We start from the raw sequence: 18870 nt of genomic DNA, 5'->3' as shown, positions 1-18870 counted from the left end.
ATTGCTTCTGAGGGATGGCGTATATCAAATAATTCTTTATGAACGAGGTTTATATGACCGATCGTTTGGCGGGTAAGCTCGTCCTGTTAACAGGTGGCGTAGCTAATATCGGTTTGGCAATTTTGGAGTCCTTCGTTCAGGAAGGTGCAAAAGTTGCGATTGTTGATATTGATTCTGAGCGTGGTTCCAAAGTTGAACAGCGCTTCCCCAAGGCAGTAAAGTTTTTCCGTGCAGACTTGAGTAGCGAAACCGATATTCGTGCCGTAGTGGGTAAAGCGGCTGAGTGGATGGGCGGCCTCAATACGCTGTGCTTGAACGCAGGTATTCAGCTTTCGGGTAATGTTTCGGAATTTGCTACCGAAGCTTGGGATAAGGTTTTTGATATCAACGTACGGGCAAATTTCATTTTTGTTCAAGAAGCGTTGCCACATCTGCAAAAAGCCAAAAAGTCGTCGGTCGTCATGATGTCGTCCTTGGCTGGTAAGCGTGGTGCCCCCGGCCTCACTTGCTATTCGTCTTCCAAAGCTGCCGTAATTGGCATGGCCACTACCATGGCGATTGAGCTCGCCAAAGATGGCGTTCGCGTAAACGCCGTTTGCCCAGGATGGATTGATACCCCGTTCAATGGCCCTGTCATCGACTATATCGGCGGCAAAGAGAAACAAGAGGCGCTGATCAAATCCCTGATCCCGCTGGGGCGTCAAGCCACCGCTGATGAGGTGGCTCCGCTGTTCGTATTCCTGGCCTCTGACGAGTCTTCCTATGTAACTGCCCAGGCAATCAATGTCTGCGGCGGTGTTTACAGCTAATCCAAGGGAGAGACCAGATGATTATCAAACACGAACTCGCCATGGCAGCTTTGCAGGCCGGTATCAAACGCGCTAAGGAACTGGATCAACGTTCGTGCTTGTCGATCGTTGACGCGGGTGGTCACCTGGTCGGTTTCATTCGCGTTGAGGATGCTGCGTTCGGCACGATCGAAGTCGCTACCAACAAGGCCTACACCGCCGCTGCCTTGCGTAAGTCGACTGATACCTGGATGGCGATCACTCAGCCAGGGCAAGAGCTCTACGGGCTTGAGCGCTCCTGCGCGCGCCCCTTCGTGGTGTTTGGTGGTGGTCTACCAGTGACCATCAACGGAGAAGTGGTAGGGGGTGTTGGTGTTTCTGGTGGCCCAGAGGACGCCGACGTCCAAATCGCCCAAGCGATGGTTGATGTGCTGCAGGCTCAGTAAGCGACTGATTCGTACACGTAGGTGCCAGAATGGAACCAATTAAAGAAATGCAAGCGAAGTCTGCCGCTCAAGTGAGGCAGATGATCCGTGCTGGTGACCTAAGGGTTCCAACGAGCGGTTTCGCTGATGGCTTCATGCAAGCCAACTTGATGATCCTGCCCAAGCGTTTTGCGGATGATTTCAAAATCTTCTGCGACTTGAATCCCAAAAGCTGCCCGCTGGTTGCCATGGGCAAACCAGGCGATCCGTCTCTGCCACTCGCTGGTGAGATCGATATTCGGACTGATGTGGCGCGTTATCGTGTCTATCGTAACGGCGTGCATACCGAAACGGTTGATTCGCTGGTTGACCTGTGGCGGGATGATTTTGTGACATTTGCATTGGGCTGCTCGTTCTCGTTCGAGAACGCCATCCTCAATGCAGGCATTGAGATCCGGCATATCAGTGCGAATCGGAATGTGCCTATGTACGTCACGAATCTCCCAACTGAAGAGTACGGGCCTTTCAAAGGATCCATGGTTGTTTCCATGCGTGCCTTCCGCCCGAAAGACACCATCAAGGCGATCGTTCTGTCCGAGCGCTTCCCGTTGGCTCATGGTGCGCCGGTACACATCGGTGACCCTTCGCTGATCGGGATCACAGACATTGATCGTCCTGACTTTGGTGATGCACCCGTCTATCGCGAAGGCGACATTTTCGGCTTCTGGGCATGCGGTGTTACGCCTCAAATGGCGATCAAGCAAGCCGGCGTAGATATTGCTATCACCCACGAGCCTGGTTACATGCTCGTGACTGATCTGGCAGCAGACTCTCCCGATCTGTCTGTCGCTTAGTAGCACTGGAAGGGGGATTAGTGATGTCTGAGCATTTCGCAAAAGTCGTTTGGGCCGCAGTTGATCACAAAGAGAAGCCGGGTACCTATAGTCGTGACCTGGAAGTGATCTTTAGTGACACTGCAAAAGTTGAAGCTTCGGCGGCTTCAGATTATTTGGGCACAGCTGAAAAGGCGGATCCCGAGCAGTTGCTTGTGAGTGCTTTGGCCAGCTGTCATATGTTGTACTTCCTGGCCATATGCGAGGGGCAGGGATATGTGGTGTCCAGCTACAGCGATAATGCCAAAGGTATTGTAGCTAAGCGCGAAGAGGGTGGTTTTTGGGTTTCGGAGATTATTCTGAACCCTAAAGTAGAATTCAGCTCTGAGAAGCAACCGGATCGAAACGCCTTGGAGCGTTTACATCACCGTGCTCATAAAGGTTGTTTCATTGCCAATTCGATCAAGACTGTTGTTAAAGTCGAGATCGCCTAATAATCAAACGAGGAGTTAAGGAAATGGCAAAACTGTATGGTGTCGCTGTCACTCACTCTCAGCCGGGTAAAGAAGCCGAGCTCCAGAAGGCACTCCTGGGGTTGGTTGAGTACGCTAAAACCGAACCGGGTTTTGTGAAGTATGACCTTCACGTTTCCGAAGAAAATCCAGGCGTGTTTCTCTTCTATGAAATCTGGGATGATCAGAAGTCCCTGGATCTGCATGCTAACACCGATAACATGAAAGCGTTTGGTGAGAAGTATGGTCATTTGATCAAGTCCACCTCGTTCGCCAAGTACAAACTGCTGTAAATGCTTCGATTTGCCAACGTGATCTCCGATGGGTGTGCAGGCTAATGGTTAGAATCGATCTCAATAGCGACCTTGGCGAAAGCTTTGGCCCGTGGGCTATGGGCGACGATGCGTCAATGTTGGACATTGTCACCAGCGCGAACATCGCCTGCGGTTTCCACGCGGGTGATCCTGCGGGAATTCTTTCGGTGCTCAGAGAAGCTGTGAGTCGGGGCGTCACCATTGGAGCTCACGTTGGCTATCGAGACCTTGTGGGCTTTGGTCGCCGGATAATGGAGCCGTCCAGTTCCGAGTTGATAGGGGATGTCATCTATCAGATTGGCGCTTTGGAGGGGCTGGCCAAGGCTGCAGGTACGACCATCAGTTATGTGAAACCCCATGGGGCTCTTTACAACACGATCGCTAAAGACCGTCGTCAAGGCGCAGATGTGATTGCGGCCATCAAGGCGGTAGATCCGGAGCTGACATTGCTTGTCCTGGCTGGTGCTCCGATCGTTGATCAAGCGCGCGAAGCTGGACTACGTGTTGTCTGTGAGGCCTTTGCCGATCGTGCTTACAACCGAGACGGATCGCTGGTCAACCGTCGCATTACTGGTGCAGTGCTCCATGATCCTGAACTGATTACTCAGCGGATGCTGCGCTTGGTTCATGAGGGTGTAGTCGAGGCTGTGGACGGCAGCTTGGTGAAGTTGCAGGCTGATTCGATCTGTGTGCATGGGGACAACCCCGCCGCAGTGTCTACGGCCAAAGCTTTGCGAGAAGCTTTCGAAGCAAATAATGTCCTGCTGCGTAGTTTTGCAGTTGCGAGCGAGGGTTAATCGTATGTTCAAGACGCTGCAATTTCTTCCTGCGGGATCGAACCGCTTCATCGTTGAGCTTGATGATCTCGAATCGACCATCGCTCTCGGTGATGCGCTTCAATCTGCCCGCATTGAGGGCGTCATTGAAGTCATCCCTGGCGCAGTAACGCTCCATGTTTCATTCGATCCTTTCGTTACGACTGCACGGCAGTTGTACGCTCAAATTTCTTCCCTGACGCCACAAGCTGGCAGCAGTCGCTCCGGTGACCTGGTCGAGATCCCGGTGAGTTACGACGGCGAAGACCTTGAATTCGTTGCGGGGTATCTTGGCTGGTCGGTCGAGGAGCTAATTCGTCGCCACCGGGCCGCAACTTTCACCGTCGCCTTTACAGGGTTCGCGCCAGGGTTTGCTTACATGACCTGTGACGATCCTGAATTGGTTGTCCCACGTCGTGATAGCCCACGGGTACGTATCCCGGCGGGTTCGGTTGCGCTGGCTGGTCGCTTCTGTGGAGTTTATCCGTCCGACACTCCCGGAGGCTGGCAATTGCTGGGAACCACGGTAGTCCCGATGTGGGATGTGAACCGTGCGCAGGCCGCTCTGCTGAAGCCAGGTGATCGAGTTCGATTTACTGAGGCGACGGCGGATCAGGCACCAGGCGTCGTAGTGAAACCAAAGCCTTTCGCAGATGAAACTGTGGGTAACGGGTTCAAAGTCGTAGCTACTGACAGACCCTTGCTGTTCCAGGATTTGGGCCGTGCCGGTAATGCGCACCAGGGTGTTTCTCAATCCGGTGCTGCTGATTTGCATGCGCTTCGTCTTGCCAACGAACTGCTCGGAAATGACGAAGCAGCTGTTGCCCTAGAAGTAACCTATGGTGGTGCGACCTTCGAGGCAGAAATGCCTGTGACTCTGGCAGTGACCGGAGCACCAGTGCCTGTCGTTGTGACAACTGCACATGGTCGGCTAATTACCCTATCTACCGCTGTACCGATCGCTTTGGATGCAGGGGACACGCTAACGCTGGGTGTACCGCAGCAGGGTGTTCGTAGCTATGTTGCTCTGCGAGGCGGCTTGGCTGCGCCGAAGATCCTAGGTTCTGCCTCTACAGACACTCTGGCCAAAGTTGGGCCTGAGCCGCTCACTGCCGGCGCAGTACTCCAGGTTGCGGGTGATGTACGTGGATCGGTTTCTGCAGGACATTTGGCTGAGTCGAATCTCCCAGGAAGCGCCGATGTTGTCGTGCTCGATGTCGTGATGGGGCCGCGCACTGACTGGTTCACTCCTGAGGCCATCCGGACATTCACTGAGCAGGCCTGGACAGTCACGCCCGAATCAAACCGCATCGGTGTGCGACTTAATGGCGCCAGTGCGCTGACCCGGGAATGTGCGGATGAGCTGCCCTCTGAAGGTACATCCAGAGGTTCGATCCAAGTACCACGTAATGGCCAACCTGTGCTGTTCCTGGCAGACCACCCGCTCACAGGTGGCTACCCGGTGATTGCCGTGGTTGCCGAGCATCACCTTTCGCTGGCGGCGCAGATCCCGATCGGTGCACGCATCCGCTTTAACGCCATCACTGGCTTTGATCCGCAAGTAAAGGAAACAGAACGATGAAGAAGTTACTCATCGCAAACCGAGGTGAAATCGCAATCCGCATCATCCGGGCTGCGAAGGATTATGGTGTGACTTCCGTCGCTATCTATTCGGACGTCGACGCTTCATCCCTTCATGTAGAGCTTGCCGACGAAGCTTATGGTTTGGGGCCAGGCCGCCCAGCTGACACTTACCTCAACATCCAAAAAATTGTTGAAGTCGCCAAACGTGCGGGGGCGGATGCTGTACACCCAGGCTACGGCTTCCTATCTGAGCGAGCAGAGTTCGCACAGGCTGTGCTGGATGCCGGCTTGGCATGGGTTGGCCCATCGCCTGATGTGATTCGGGCGCTGGGCGACAAAGTTGAAGCACGACACATTGCCCAGGCTGTAGGCGCACCGTTGGTTAAAGGTACCCCTGGCCCGCTGGCAAACGCACGCGAAGCTATTGAATTCGCTAAAGAGGCAGGTTTGCCTCTCGCGATCAAAGCTGCATTTGGCGGTGGCGGTCGCGGCATGAAAGTCGCGCACAAGCTTGATGAAGTAGGTCAGCTGTTCGAGTCAGCGGTACGTGAAGCGACGGAAGCTTTTGGGCGCGGTGAATGTTATGCGGAGCAGTTCCTTGAGCAACCTCGTCACATCGAGGCCCAAGTGATTGCCGATACCCATGGCAACACCGTTGTGCTTGGCACGCGTGACTGCTCGCTGCAACGTCGTAATCAGAAACTGGTGGAAGAGGCGCCTGCCCCTTACATCTCTGAGACACAGCGCGCGTCTATCCATAAGGCTGCACGGGATATCTGCAGTAGAGCGGGTTACGTAGGGGCGGGGACTGTAGAGTTTCTGCTGTCTCGTAACGGTACGATTTCTTTCCTGGAGGTAAACACTCGCCTGCAGGTAGAGCACCCGGTAACCGAAGTCACTACCGGCGTTGACATCGTTGTCGAGCAGTTGCGTATCGCAGATGGACTGCAACTCTCAGTTCTGGAGACTCCGGAGCCTCGTGGGCATGCCTTTGAGTTTCGGATTAACGCCGAAGACCCTGGGCGTGGGTTCCTGCCGACCCCAGGTCGTATCGAAAAATTCCGACCGCCATCTGGGCCAGGCGTGCGCCTCGATACGGGTGTTGAGAGCGGTTCAACCATCCCCGGGCTGTATGACTCGATGATGGCAAAACTCATCGTCTTTGGTGAGACGCGTGAGGAGGCGGTTAAACGTGCCCGCCGAGCATTGTCCGAGTTTCAGATTGAAGGGGTGGCTTCGGTACTGCCTTTCCATCGGGCGGTTATGGAAGAAGAGAAGTTCAATGGCACCGCTGATTTTGGTGTTTACACGAACTGGATTGAAACAGAGTTTAAAGGGCTGCCTCCTGCAGGACGTGTAGATTACGTTGAGGATCAGTTGGTTCGATGTGTGGTTGAGATTGATGGAAAAATTCATCGCCTTGGCGTGCCGTCTGCCTTGTTCTCGTTTAACAAGACTGACAATACTGTCCCGGCTGTAACTAAGTCGGAGAATGCCAATTCTGTAGGCTCGCCTATTCCTGGGACGCTTCAGCAGTGGCTTGTTCAGGATGGAGATGCAGTTAGTAAGGGTGAAACAGTTGCGCTTGTCGAGGCGATGAAAATGGAAACGCAAGTGGTGGCCAAGCTGGATGGTAAAATAAAGATCTTGGTCGATGTGGGGTCTGCCGTTACACTCGGTGAAGAATTAGCGACAATTGAGCAAGATACTCACTAACTAACAGGTTAAGGTGATGCTGTGTAAGGCGGCATCACTAAATGAGATGTCCAGCATCTATTGAAGAATGCTGGGGTAGTTTAACAGAAGCAGGGCTTGATAATTAAACTCAGCCCTAGAGGAGTAAGGATCGTGAAAAAATATAATGTCGCACTGATCGGCACTGGCTTCATGGGTAAAGCCCATTCCATCGCTACTGCAGTAGTTCCAATCCTGTTCGGTGCCCCGGTCGAAATCGAGCGCAAAGTGGTCGTTGATATCGACGAAGAACTGGCTCAGAACGCTGCTAAGCAATATGGCTTCACCGAGTACGCCACTGACTGGCGTGACGTGGTGAACCGTCCAGACATCGACATCATCGATATCTGTACCCCGAACGATACCCATGCTGAGATTGCAATCGCCGCAGCTCTGGCTGGTAAGCACGTAATGTGCGAAAAACCGATGTCCATGACCGTTGAGGAAGCTCAGCGCATGCAGGAAGCCGCCCGGGAAACCGGCGTCGTTACCATGGTTTCCTACAACTATCGTCACACCCCAGCTGTTCAGATGGCTAAGCGTCTGATTGAAGAAGGTCGCATCGGTGACATCCTGAACTTCCGTGGCTACTACCTGCAAGACTGGGGCGCTGATCCTGAGCTGCCGCTGTCCTGGCGCTTCAACAAGGCCAAAGCTGGTTCGGGTACCCTGGGTGATATCGGTACTCATGTCATCGACGCTGCTCGCCTGCTGGTTGGTGAATTCGCTTCGGTTAACTCGATCGTGAAAACCTTCATTGCAGAGCGTCCTCTTCCAGCTGGTCGCTTCTTCGGCCCTGCTGGTCAGGCTTCGAGCGAGCGTGGCAAGGTTGATGTGGATGATGCTGCACTCACCATGATCAAGTTCGCAAACGGTGTATACGGCACTATCGAGGTGACTCGAAATGCGTGGGGCCACCACAACCAACTTGGCTTCGAAATCTACGGCACCAAAGGTTCGATCGCCTTCGACTATCAGCGCCTCAACGAACTGCGCGTTGCTTTCGCAGATGATCCTAAGGATGCTTTCGGTTTCCGCACCATTTACTCGGGCCCTCACCAGCCGTTCGGTGACAAGCTCTGGCCAGTTGCCGGTATGGGCCAAGGCTACATCGATATCAAATCGATCGAGTGGTACAACTTCCTGAAAGCCATTGCTGAGAACGGCAAAGCTTCGCCGAACTTCGATGACGGTCTGCAGATCGAGCGCATCGCAGACGCCATTCTGACCTCGGGTGTCAGTGGCGAGTGGGAGAACATCGAGCAGCCTGCTTGATATTGCACCGCTAGATTGAGGTGGGCGTGACTTGGTCACGCCTACCTTCTCCACCGCAAGATTTGACGCTGCAGGAGACTCTGAAATGAGTATCGCGGTTGGATTGATTGGTGCTGGTGTAATGGGTAAAGAGCATGGCCGCATCCTGTCCATGCATACCCCTAGTGCTCACTTGGCCGGCGTCTGCGATTTCGATCCTGACAAAGCTCGCGCCATTGCGGGGAAGGCGCGGATTTTTGCAGATCCCCTGGATCTGATAACTTCTAAAGAAATCGATGCGGTGCTGATTGCATCGCCTGACTCCACTCATGCTGACTTGGTTCAAGCGTGCATCGCCGCCGAAAAACCAGTTTTGTGTGAAAAGCCTTTGGCGATGAGCGCTGAGCAAGCGCGCCTGATCGTAGAGGCCGAGTGCCTTAAGGAAAAGGCTTTCGTTCAAGTCGGTTACATGCGTCGGTTTGATCCAGGTTACATCGAGCTCAAAAGGCTTTTTGAAGCCAATGCTGTTGGTAAGCCTGAAATTCTCCACAATTTCCATCGCAATCCGGTCGCTCCTGAATGGATGACCGGCGACATGCTCATCACCAATGCTTTCGTTCATGAGATCGATGTCATGCGTTGGGTCATGGATACCGAGCTTGAGGCTGTTCGCATCACGGTTGCGGAGAAAGGTGATCCGATGATGATCGTGACCCGCTTGGCGAATGGCGCGATGTCATCAACCGAATTGTACATGAACTGCAAGTTTGGCTATCAGGTACACGCCGAGTTAGTGGGTGAAGAAGGCACTATCTCTCTTCCTGAATTCTCAGCCCCAGTCATTAATAAATCAGGCCATCGGGCATCCCATGTGCCGCGTAACTGGATTCCTCGCTTTGTTACTGCCTATCAAGCTCAAACACGGAGCTGGATACAAAGTATTATTTCGGGCGTTCCGAACCATGGTGCGACAGCCTGGGATGGCTACATTACGACGCTAATCGCTGAACACTTGGCTGAGCGAAGTGGGACAGACCAGACCATCAAGCTCGAACTGCCACTTCGCCCTTCGCTCTACCGGTAAATATGATTATCTGAGTTGCGTTGGTGCTAAGCGGTTAGGCCGTTCTGTATTGCGCAGTTCTTCGAGGGTCTTAACGTGATTCGATATGCCGTAGTGGGAGCAGGCTGGATATCCCAGACTGCATTCATCCCCGCTGTCTCTCTATTAGAGAATTCCAAAGTAACAGCCATCGTTTCTGGTAGTCCGGAGCGTGCTCGTGAGTTGGCAAAAAAACATGATATTGATCATGTTTATGCTTATGAGGATTTTGATGAGCTGCTTGCAAGTGACATCGTTGATGCAGTGTACATTGCTGTCCCAAACCCACTGCACGCCACTTACGCGATCCAGGCAGCGAAAGCCGGGAAGCATGTGCTGGTCGAAAAGCCTATAGCCACATCTCTGCCCGATGCTGATGCCATGATATTAACGGCAAAAGCTGCAGGGGTTTCGCTGATGACGAGTTATCGACTGCACCATGATGTCGGCACCATTGCCGCATTCCAAGCCATTCGCGATGGGCGCATCGGTAAGCCAGTGTTCATGTCTGCGACATTCAGCTTCCAGAGCGATGCTGGAAATCATAGGCTGGACGTAGAGCATTGGGGAGGGCCATTGCAGGATATTGGCATCTACTGCATCAATGCTGCACGTCACATCTTTGAGGCTGATCCCATTGCAGTTTCCGCGATGAGTACCCGTCGATCTGACGACCCGCGCTTCGCAAATGTGGACGACTCTATCGCTGTCACGATGAGGTTCCCGGACAACCGTTTAGCCCAGTTTTACTGCAGCTTTGGTGCTTACCCAGTAGATAGTTACCAGATTGTGGGTACGGACGGGGTATTAAACATGGATCCTGGTTTCCGCTTCGAACAGTCCATGTCCATGGCTCTGAAAAGTCGGGATGAGAGCGAATACGTTCATTTCCCGCACTACGATCACTTCGCAGGTCAGATTGCTTACTTCTCGGATTGTATCGAGCAAGGAATAGAGCCGCAGCCATGTGGGGAAGAAGGTCTCGCCGATTTGGAGATCCTCTTCGCTATCGAAAGAGCAGCGGCTTCTGGTTTACCTCAGCAGTTGGCTCTCAAAAAGAGCAGGGCGCGCCCATCAGAAAAAACACTGCGGATGATCAAACGGGCAGTCGCCTGATCAATTCTTCATGCTATGAAGAATTTCTGAGTAAATAATAATAAGTGGAGAAGTTCCTTGTATATCGGAGTACCGTCGGAAACCGCTCACGGCGAATCGCGCGTCGCGGTAACCCCAGACACAGTAAAGCGGCTCGTAACGGCTGGACACCAAATCGTTGTCCAGAGCGGCTGTGGGCTGAAAGCTTCCATCACCGACAGCGCCTTTGAAACTGCCGGCGCCAAGATTGGTGAGGCTAGCGATGCTCTTGGGGCAGACATCGTTTTAAAGGTGGGTGCGCCTGCAGACCCTGAACTGGCTTTAATGAATGCGGGTAGCGTGCTCATCGGTATGCTCAACCCCTTCAACGATGAGCTGATTGGCAAGATGGCCGAACGCGGCATTACCGCTTTCGCCCTAGAAGCCGCGCCGCGCACCTCACGGGCACAAAGCCTAGACGTGCTGTCGTCGCAGGCTAACATCGCCGGCTACAAGGCGGTGTTGCTGGCCGCACACTACTACCCACGCTTCATGCCCATGCTGATGACCGCCGCCGGCACTGTCAAAGCTGCGCGCGTGCTGATCCTGGGCGCGGGCGTTGCCGGCCTGCAGGCCATCGCCACGGCCAAGCGCCTGGGCGCTGTAATCGAGGCGTCCGACGTACGCCCGGCAGTGAAGGAGCAGATTGAGTCGCTGGGCGCCAAGTTCATCGACGTGCCCTACGAGACCGACGAAGAGCGCGAGTGCGCCGAAGGCGTCGGCGGCTACGCCCGTCCCATGCCGGCCAGCTGGATGCAGCGTCAGGCACAGGCTGTCCATGAGCGTGCCAAGCAGGCGGACATCGTTATCACCACCGCACTTATCCCGGGTCGGAGGGCGCCTACTCTGCTGAATGCTGGAACCGTTGCGCAAATGAAGCCAGGTTCCGTGATCGTGGATTTGGCTGCCGCGCAGGGGGGCAATTGTCCTCTAACGGTAGCCGACGAGGTTATCCAAGAAAATGGCGTGACCATCATTGGCCCAACCAACCTGCCTGCCCAGGTAGGTGCCGATGCTTCGGCGCTTTACGCACGTAACCTGCTGGACTTCATGAAGCTGCTGTTCGACAAAGACGGCGCGCTGGTCATTAACCTCGAAGACGATATCGTCGCGGCCTGCTTGATGTGCCGCGATGGCCAAGTCGTCCGCAAGAACGGCTAAGGAGCACGACAATGGAAGACATGCTGATTTCCCATGGCATCTACAACCTGATCATCTTCGTGCTGGCCATCTATGTGGGCTACCACGTGGTGTGGAACGTCACCCCGGCGCTGCACACCCCGCTGATGGCAGTTACCAACGCCATTTCAGCGATTGTCATCATTGGCGCCATGTTGGCTGCCGCGCTGACTGTTACTCCTGCCGGGAAGATCATGGGTACCTTGGCCGTCGCTTTGGCTGCAGTAAACGTGTTCGGTGGTTTCCTAGTTACGCGCCGCATGCTGGAAATGTTTAAGAAGAAAACCAAAAGCGAAGGGAAGAAGTAACATGAGTATGAATTTTATAACGCTTCTCTACCTTGTCGCTTCGGTGTGCTTCATTCAGGCGCTCAAGGGGCTGTCGCATCCGACTACCTCACGTCGTGGCAACCTGTTCGGCATGATCGGCATGGGCATCGCCATCCTTACCACGGTTGGCCTTATCTACAAGCTGGGTGCAGGGATCGCGAACTCTGGTATGGCGTATGTGATTGGCGCCTTGCTGGTCGGTGGCACAGCGGGCACCATCATGGCCAAGCGCGTCGAGATGACCAAGATGCCGGAGTTGGTGGCCTTCATGCATAGCATGATTGGCCTGGCAGCGGTGTTCATCGCCTTGACCGGTGTTATTGAGCCTCAGTCCCTTGGCATCGTTGCCTCAATGGCGGATCCGATTCCTGGCGGCAACCGCTTGGAGCTTTTCCTTGGAGCGGCAATTGGCGCCATTACTTTCTCGGGTTCTGTGATTGCTTTTGGCAAGCTATCGGGTAAGTACAAGTTCCGACTGTTCCAGGGGGCGCCTTTTGTCTTCCATGGGCAGTTTAAGACCAACATGCTGGTGCTCTTCACCACCTTTGGTGTGGGTATCATCTACAGCACCACTGGTTTGATCGATGCCTTTATTCTCATGCTGATATTGGCATTCGTTTTGGGTGTCCTGCTGATCATCCCTATCGGTGGCGCGGACATGCCGGTGGTGGTGTCGATGCTCAATAGCTACTCGGGCTGGGCAGCGGCGGGCATTGGCTTTTCTCTCAACAACTCCATGTTGATTGTCGCCGGCTCCCTCGTGGGTTCCAGTGGCGCGATCCTGTCGTACATCATGTGTAAGGCGATGAACCGGTCGTTCTTCAGCGTGATTCTTGGTGGTTTTGGCGGTGATGCTGATGTTGGTGCGGAGCAGGGCACCAAGGAACAGCGCCCGGTAAAATCCGGTTCCGCCGATGACGCCACCTTCCTGCTGAGCAACGCTGACAGCGTGATCATCGTTCCAGGTTACGGTCTGGCGGTAGCGCGAGCCCAGCACGCACTGAAGGAGCTGACCGAGAAACTGACTCACCGTGGCGTTACAGTGAAGTATGCGATTCACCCCGTAGCGGGCCGCATGCCCGGGCACATGAACGTGCTGCTGGCCGAGGCCGAAGTGCCGTATGACCAGGTGTTCGAGATGGAAGACATCAACGCTGAGTTTGGTCAGGCCGACGTGGTTCTGGTGCTAGGTGCTAACGACGTGGTCAACCCTGCGGCGAAGAACGATCCAAAGTCACCCATCGCAGGTATGCCAATCCTGGAAGCGTTCAAGGCGAAGACCATTATCGTCAACAAGCGCTCTATGGCCAGTGGCTACGCTGGCCTGGACAACGAACTCTTCTACCTGGACAAGACCATGATGGTGTTTGGGGACGCGAAGAAGACGATCGAAGACATGGTAAAGGCTGTGGCGTGAGGTTAGGCCGTCAGTGCTGATAAGGAAAGCCTATCTAAAACCATCGTAAATGGCGATTGGACGCGTTCAGGTGGTTCGCTGATTATCAAGATGTCTCGCGGCGTCAGATATCAAGACGCAGTATGAACTTTGACGAAGAGAACTATATGAATAATTACAATGGTCGCGTAGTCATTATTACTGGTGCAGGCTCTGGTATGGGGAGGGCGATGGTTGAAGAGTTTGCCTCCCGCCAAGCATCAGTTGTTGCACTTGATATTAATCTGAAAGCCGCAGAAGAATCAGTTTCCAAAATTTCGAATACTGAACGTGGTTTTGCTTACCGCGTTGATGTCAGCGATCCTGTGAGTGTGCAGGAGGCTGTGGAGGCCGTAATTGCTAAGTGGGGACGAATCGATCTACTTTGCAATAACGCCGGTATTCTTGATGGGCATGCAACAGCGCATGAAGTGTCCATCGAGGAATGGAATAAAGTCATCGCCGTCAATCTAACCGGGCCTTTCTTGATGGCGCGGGCTGTCATCCCTCAAATGCTGAAGCAGAAGAAAGGCGCGATCATCAACACCTCCTCTACCTCCGGTTTCAGTGCTGCGGGTGGCGGGACTGCTTATACCGCCTCCAAGCATGGGGTGATCGGCCTGACTCGACAGTTGACCTTTGAATATGGGGCGAGTGGTATCCGAGTAAACACAATCTGTCCTGGTGCAACTGCTACTCCTCTTGCAATGGCAGATCCTGTAACCGCTCATTCGCCAGATATGCTGGCCGCCCTTGAGAAATTCCCTGCACGCCGTTGGTGTCAGCCTGGCGAGATTGCGAAGCTTGCAGCATTCCTCGGTGGCGATGAGGCAGATTTCGTTCATGGTAGTGAGTACGTAATGGATGGAGGCTGGCTGGCCGCTGCCCGAGATCCGTTCTAACAAACCGAGTATCCATTAGATTCATGCAAGGGTGAACACGATGTTTAGCAAGCGCGAATGGCCGGATTGCGGCATTGAAGGATTTCAGCGTGGTTTTGTGACCGTCGACGGCACGCGTATGCATTACGTGAGTGGCGGCAAGGAAGATGGGGAAGTGATGGTGCTGGTCTGTGGTTTCCCACAGAGCTGGTACGCGTGGCGGAAGGTGCTCCCAGCTCTCGGCAAGCACTTCCGCGTGATCGCGCCTGACCTACCTGGCCAGGGTGATTCTGATCGTCCAGCGAACTGCGATACCGCCAACATTGCTCGGCTGTTGCGGGGCATGATGGACAAAATCGGAGTAGATAAGCACTCCTTGATTACGCATGACATTGGCGCCTGGGTCAGCTACCCGTACTGCGCAAATTATGGTGACCAGGTGACTGGATGGGCCATCCTGGACTGCGGCATCCCAGGTATCAGCCTGCCGGATAACCTGCCGTGGGCTGGCAATGTGGCTTGGCGCACCTGGCACTGTGGCTTCCATAACCTCGTCGACCTGCCTGAAGCGCTGCTTGAAGGGCGTGAGCACATCTACCTGCAGTGGTATCTTCAACGTAAGGCCGCAATCCCTCAGATTTTCACCCAGGAGGATTTCGAAGAATATCTGCGCACGTTCAAACTTAATGGATTGAAGGGTGGGTTAGCTTATTACCGCGCGATGTCTGTCTCTGCAGAACAGAATCGTGAACTTGTGAAAAAAGGTAAGTTGCAAGTTCCAATCTTGGCCATGCGTGCGGATCAGGGATCAATGCCTGATCTTGTTACCGAGCTTCTGAACATTGCTACCAATGTCACTGGCACTATGGTTCAGAGTGGTCATTATATTCCGGAAGAGCAGCCGGAGCAGTTGGTTCACGAGCTCCTGAAGTATTTCGCCAAGTAGTACTCACAGTCTTTGTTGTCGCTCTTCGTTTGCTAGAAACCGGTTGGTTATCGGTTTCTAGCCTTTTTATTGCGCTGTCGATAGTCTGGCAAAAATCCCAATCTATGTATTGGCGCGTTTGGTCAGGTCGTATTGTCGTGCGAGCAAGCTTTGCTTTAGCTGTTTCCAGTGATCGCTTAATAATAATAACGGAGTGATAAATGAGAACTTTGAGGTTGGGCTCTATGAGTGGAGCGCTTTCGGCTGCGCTTCTGATGCCGGTCGACGCTTCGGCAGTTGAGTTTAATGGTTACATGCGTAGTGGTGTAGGAGGTTCTACATCAGGCGGTAAGCAAAGCTGCTTCATGCTCCCAGGTGCGCGATCTAAGTATCGACTCGGTAACGAGTGTGAGCAGTACATTGAGTTGGAGTTACGTCAGGATGTTTTGACGTTAGACGATGGGTCTGTTGTCAGCGTAGATGGTATGCTCCAAACGCAAACCAACTACAACCATACGCCCGCGTTCTCAGGCGACGATAGCTATACCCGGTTGAATCAGTCTTATATTGAATGGAGCAATATGCCTGCCTTGAACGGAGGCGCTCTCTGGGCTGGTCGAAGGTTCTACAAGCGTAGAGATATCAATATTTCGGACTTCTTCTATTGGGAGCAAAGCGCGACAGGCTTTGGTCTCGATCGTGTCCAGCTTGGCGATTACAAATATAGCTACGTATTTTCCCGGGAAGATAATGTCTTTCAGAAAGAGCTGATCACGCGCCAAGATTTCAACGTTGAGGGTTTTCAAACAAACCCAGGCGGAGAAGTAGAGGTCGGCGTAAGCTTTTTGAGAGCTCCGAGCAGAGAAAATACGCACGATGGATGGTCAGTTGCCATGCAGCATAAGCAAACTGACTTCCTCGGAGGTACGAATAAATTTGCTCTTCAATATGGTGAGGGGCCCGGTACGGCATTGGGTTTCACGGGGGATCCAGAGCTAGATGCCAGTAATCGAAGCTGGCGCGCAGTTGAGATTATTGATTGGCAAGTGACACGAAACTTTGGTGGGCAATTCAATATCCTTTATCAAAAGGACAAGCGCACTGACGATCAAGATCAGAACTGGCTTTCTGTTGGCATTCGACCAGTTTATGGGTTTACAGAGCATTTCAAGCTGGCCGTCGAGCTTGGTCGTGATCAAGTGACTGCGCCAGGAGGCACCAGAAAGCTGACCAAGTTTACCATCGCGCCCACTTGGTCACCATCAGGCCCTGGCTTCTGGGACACTCCAGAAGTACGTCTGTACTACACCTATGCTCGCTGGAACTCTGCGGCTCAACGAGCTGCGAACGAGATAGCGGCGGGCTCGGCGCTTTCGGATAGCGGCGCGTTCGGTAATGCTCTGCATGGTTCAAACTTTGGTGTACAGTTTGAATATGGGTGGGACTGATCGGAGTCGTAGTAACTTAAGCTATGAGTAGATTATAAGTTTAGCTCGTTACTATGTCGTGAGTATGAGCTGATATAAACATGGTCTAAAATTATCTCTCGGTTTTAATCGATGCCAGAGGCTAGCGTTCTTGTAGCCTCTGGCTTTGACGTTTCCAGTGGTGAAACCTCTGAGCTTTCATGTCTGATGTGAGCAAGGTCAGCTTAGGGATGTCATGAGCCTGGTGTTCTGATGCATTTCAGGGCACCATAGAAGTTTCATGTGGATGAGGGTTGATTAATTTATAAAATTCCTGCTAGTAGTCACCATGATTGATAATGTGAGGGAGTGCAATGCCAAATTGGAGTCGCTTGGAAATTAGTGATCATGATGATCCGCGCGTTTTAAAGGAGCAGTCTGTCGAAGATTACTCTCGCCATGTTGTGCCGTTGGCAGCTCGATCGGGGCGCTGGAGCTTGGCAATGGCGTCCTGGTCTGTGCTTAGCGCGTTATTTTATCTCTACATTAGTGTGGCTGTGGCGCAAGCGGTGGGGACGCAGAGTGCGATCATTGGTATAGGGTTATCAGTGCTTTTCTATGGCCTAATTAACTACATTATCTGCCAGAGGTCAATCAATAGTGGGCTTTCAGTCGCTTTGCTCTCAAGGGGCATATTCGGTAATTACGGTGCTGTAATTTCGTCACTGCTATTTGCCGTTACTGCGACTTACTACGCGGTTTTCGAAGGGTCGATTATTGCTGTTGCGCTTCAGCAATTCTTTTCACCGCACAGTGATATTCGATGGTGGTATTTATTGGTGGTAGTTTATGCGATGCCGCTTGTGTTAGGTGGGGTTCAGGCATGGATGGACAAATTAAACGGTGCTTTGCTTCCTCTATATATCGGTGGTCTTCTAATCGTAGTGGTGATGGCGGGCAGTCGTTTTGGATTCTCAACAAACTTTTTATTCATCCAGCCCTCAATTGATACCATAGTGCCGGGCTGGTTGTGGGCTTTTATTGTGTACATGGGTATCTGTGTCAATATGATGGTGACGGCAGAATTTTCTCGGTTTGGAAAGCCAGAGGATGCTAAGTTCCATGGTGTTGTAACATTTGGCCCAGTGTTTTATTTTGCGCTTTATGTGGTAAATGGGGTTGCCGGGATATTCATAATGGATACAGTATTCCCTGGCTTGAAAGCAAGCGAGCAAGGGATTGCCGAAGCAGTGCTTAAGTCATCCGGGGTGATTGGTCTGATTTTTATTATCATCAGCCAAACGCGAATCAATACTGCTAATTACTACATGGCTTCACTGAATATGGCTGGTTTTGCGGCCAGGGGTTTGAGGCTCAGATTGCCACGGGCTGTATGGGTTCTGTTCGTGGGCGCTTGCGTCTATTCATTGATGCTGACGAACGTCTTCAGTTATCTACTTAAAGCACTGGCTTGGCAGGGTGTTGCAGTGACTTCGTGGGTAGCTATTTTGATGACTCATTATGCCATTCATCGTGATTCAACCAGCGATGAGTTTCGTCCAGGTAGGGTGAAGTCGATGATGCCAGGCGCGTGGGCTATATTATTTTCTACCGGACTAGGTATCATCTTGATAGAGTTTGGTTCCAAAGGTACTTGGTATGTTGAGTTTGCCCCAATAATTATTTCTGTTGTTGCTGGGGCGAGCTACTGGTTGATTTCAAAGTCCGTACACAGCCAGAAACTCCGTAGGGCCACTGAGCCTAGAAATGAAGTGGCAGATGTATGGCATCAGCACATCAAGTGTCATGTGTGTGAGCGTTCTTACAGTGCCATCGAAATGGATGCTGATCCTTCAGCTAGCCAGCGGGCGATATGCATAGGGTGTGCTGAGGGCAATCAGGTATTTTTGCAAGCTGTTCAATCTGAGTCACAATCTCTAGCAGGGCTTTCTCAGGCTGTGCTTGATAAAAGAAATAGTTAGTATTTTAAAGTAGGGGCCTGATATTCAAGCCCCTGCTTGATTAATCTAAGTCTGTCCGAAGGCGTAGAGCGCTAGCTAGGATAATTAGTTACGTGATCCGGTTTCGCTTTAAGATAGCCTGTATGGCCAGAAGTTAAACCTGAGTTGCAGGCGTCAGCCACGACCGAAATTTTGAACAGCACCGTGGGTGTGATGAACCTTAAGTTCTGAAATGGTTGCCACACTGAAGTCGAGGCTT

The 18870-nt window shown here is 52.7% G+C and carries 18 protein-coding genes; all 18 read left to right on the top strand.

Annotation, left to right across the window (positions count from 1 at the left end):
- Window positions 1-53 precede the first annotated feature (53 nt).
- The 18 genes from P0Y58_22500 to P0Y58_22415 all read left to right on the top strand — a co-directional run bounded on the left by P0Y58_22500 (window position 54) and on the right by P0Y58_22415 (window position 18632).
- Complete coding sequence (locus tag P0Y58_22500) at window positions 54-809, top strand: SDR family NAD(P)-dependent oxidoreductase (GenBank protein ID WEK29637.1); 756 nt, start codon at window positions 54-56, stop codon at window positions 807-809.
- Window positions 810-826: 17 nt separating this feature from the next.
- Window positions 827-1234 carry a heme-binding protein gene (locus P0Y58_22495; GenBank protein WEK29636.1) on the top strand — a complete coding sequence of 136 codons (408 nt, stop codon included), beginning with the start codon at window positions 827-829 and terminating at the stop codon, window positions 1232-1234.
- Window positions 1235-1263: 29 nt separating this feature from the next.
- Window positions 1264-2067 carry a putative hydro-lyase gene (locus P0Y58_22490; GenBank protein ID WEK29635.1) on the top strand — a complete coding sequence of 268 codons (804 nt, stop codon included), beginning with the start codon at window positions 1264-1266 and terminating at the stop codon, window positions 2065-2067.
- Between the two features lie 23 nt (window positions 2068-2090).
- The gene (locus tag P0Y58_22485) at window positions 2091-2540 is read left to right on the top strand and encodes an OsmC family protein (GenBank protein WEK29634.1); all 450 of its coding nucleotides are present in this window, start codon (window positions 2091-2093) and stop codon (window positions 2538-2540) included.
- A 23-nt stretch (window positions 2541-2563) separates the two neighbouring features.
- Entirely contained in the window at window positions 2564-2851 is a 288-nt protein-coding gene (locus P0Y58_22480; protein ID WEK29633.1) for a putative quinol monooxygenase, read from the top strand.
- Between the two features lie 44 nt (window positions 2852-2895).
- On the top strand, window positions 2896-3669 hold the full coding sequence (locus tag P0Y58_22475; GenBank protein WEK29632.1) for a LamB/YcsF family protein: 774 nt from the start codon (window positions 2896-2898) through the stop codon (window positions 3667-3669).
- 4 nt (window positions 3670-3673) lie between these two features.
- A complete protein-coding gene (locus tag P0Y58_22470) occupies window positions 3674-5269 on the top strand; it encodes an urea amidolyase family protein (protein WEK29631.1) in 1596 nt (531 codons plus the stop codon).
- Window positions 5266-6987 carry a biotin carboxylase N-terminal domain-containing protein gene (locus tag P0Y58_22465; protein WEK29630.1) on the top strand — a complete coding sequence of 574 codons (1722 nt, stop codon included), beginning with the start codon at window positions 5266-5268 and terminating at the stop codon, window positions 6985-6987. Before P0Y58_22470 ends, P0Y58_22465 begins: the two co-directional genes overlap by 4 nt.
- A 132-nt stretch (window positions 6988-7119) precedes the next feature.
- Entirely contained in the window at window positions 7120-8280 is a 1161-nt protein-coding gene (locus P0Y58_22460) for a Gfo/Idh/MocA family oxidoreductase (protein WEK29629.1), read from the top strand.
- 85 nt (window positions 8281-8365) lie between these two features.
- Window positions 8366-9343, top strand: a complete 978-nt coding sequence (locus tag P0Y58_22455) for a Gfo/Idh/MocA family oxidoreductase (GenBank protein ID WEK29628.1) — start codon at window positions 8366-8368, stop codon at window positions 9341-9343.
- 75 nt (window positions 9344-9418) lie between these two features.
- Window positions 9419-10477, top strand: coding sequence for a Gfo/Idh/MocA family oxidoreductase (locus tag P0Y58_22450; protein ID WEK29627.1), 1059 nt, complete (start codon window positions 9419-9421; stop codon window positions 10475-10477).
- 57 nt (window positions 10478-10534) lie between these two features.
- On the top strand, window positions 10535-11656 hold the full coding sequence (locus tag P0Y58_22445) for a Re/Si-specific NAD(P)(+) transhydrogenase subunit alpha (GenBank protein ID WEK29626.1): 1122 nt from the start codon (window positions 10535-10537) through the stop codon (window positions 11654-11656).
- An 11-nt stretch (window positions 11657-11667) separates the two neighbouring features.
- A complete protein-coding gene (locus tag P0Y58_22440) occupies window positions 11668-11982 on the top strand; it encodes an NAD(P) transhydrogenase subunit alpha (GenBank protein ID WEK29625.1) in 315 nt (104 codons plus the stop codon).
- A 1-nt stretch (window position 11983) separates the two neighbouring features.
- Window positions 11984-13420 (top strand): NAD(P)(+) transhydrogenase (Re/Si-specific) subunit beta, encoded by a 1437-nt coding sequence (locus tag P0Y58_22435; GenBank protein ID WEK29624.1) that lies wholly within the window; start codon window positions 11984-11986, stop codon window positions 13418-13420.
- A 122-nt stretch (window positions 13421-13542) separates the two neighbouring features.
- On the top strand, window positions 13543-14340 hold the full coding sequence (locus P0Y58_22430) for an SDR family NAD(P)-dependent oxidoreductase (protein ID WEK29623.1): 798 nt from the start codon (window positions 13543-13545) through the stop codon (window positions 14338-14340).
- Between the two features lie 40 nt (window positions 14341-14380).
- Window positions 14381-15265, top strand: coding sequence for an alpha/beta hydrolase (locus P0Y58_22425; GenBank protein WEK29622.1), 885 nt, complete (start codon window positions 14381-14383; stop codon window positions 15263-15265).
- Window positions 15266-15489: 224 nt separating this feature from the next.
- The gene (locus tag P0Y58_22420) at window positions 15490-16692 is read left to right on the top strand and encodes a carbohydrate porin (protein ID WEK33381.1); all 1203 of its coding nucleotides are present in this window, start codon (window positions 15490-15492) and stop codon (window positions 16690-16692) included.
- 350 nt (window positions 16693-17042) lie between these two features.
- Window positions 17043-18632 (top strand): allantoin permease, encoded by a 1590-nt coding sequence (locus tag P0Y58_22415; protein ID WEK29621.1) that lies wholly within the window; start codon window positions 17043-17045, stop codon window positions 18630-18632.
- The last annotated feature ends 238 nt before the right edge of the window (window positions 18633-18870 follow it).

It is taken from the genome of Candidatus Pseudomonas phytovorans (assembly GCA_029202525.1).
In the GTDB taxonomy this organism is placed as follows: domain Bacteria; phylum Pseudomonadota; class Gammaproteobacteria; order Pseudomonadales; family Pseudomonadaceae; genus Aquipseudomonas; species Aquipseudomonas phytovorans.
The sequence above is the reverse complement of the archived record's forward strand: the minus strand, read 5'-3'. Positions and strand labels throughout refer to the sequence as shown.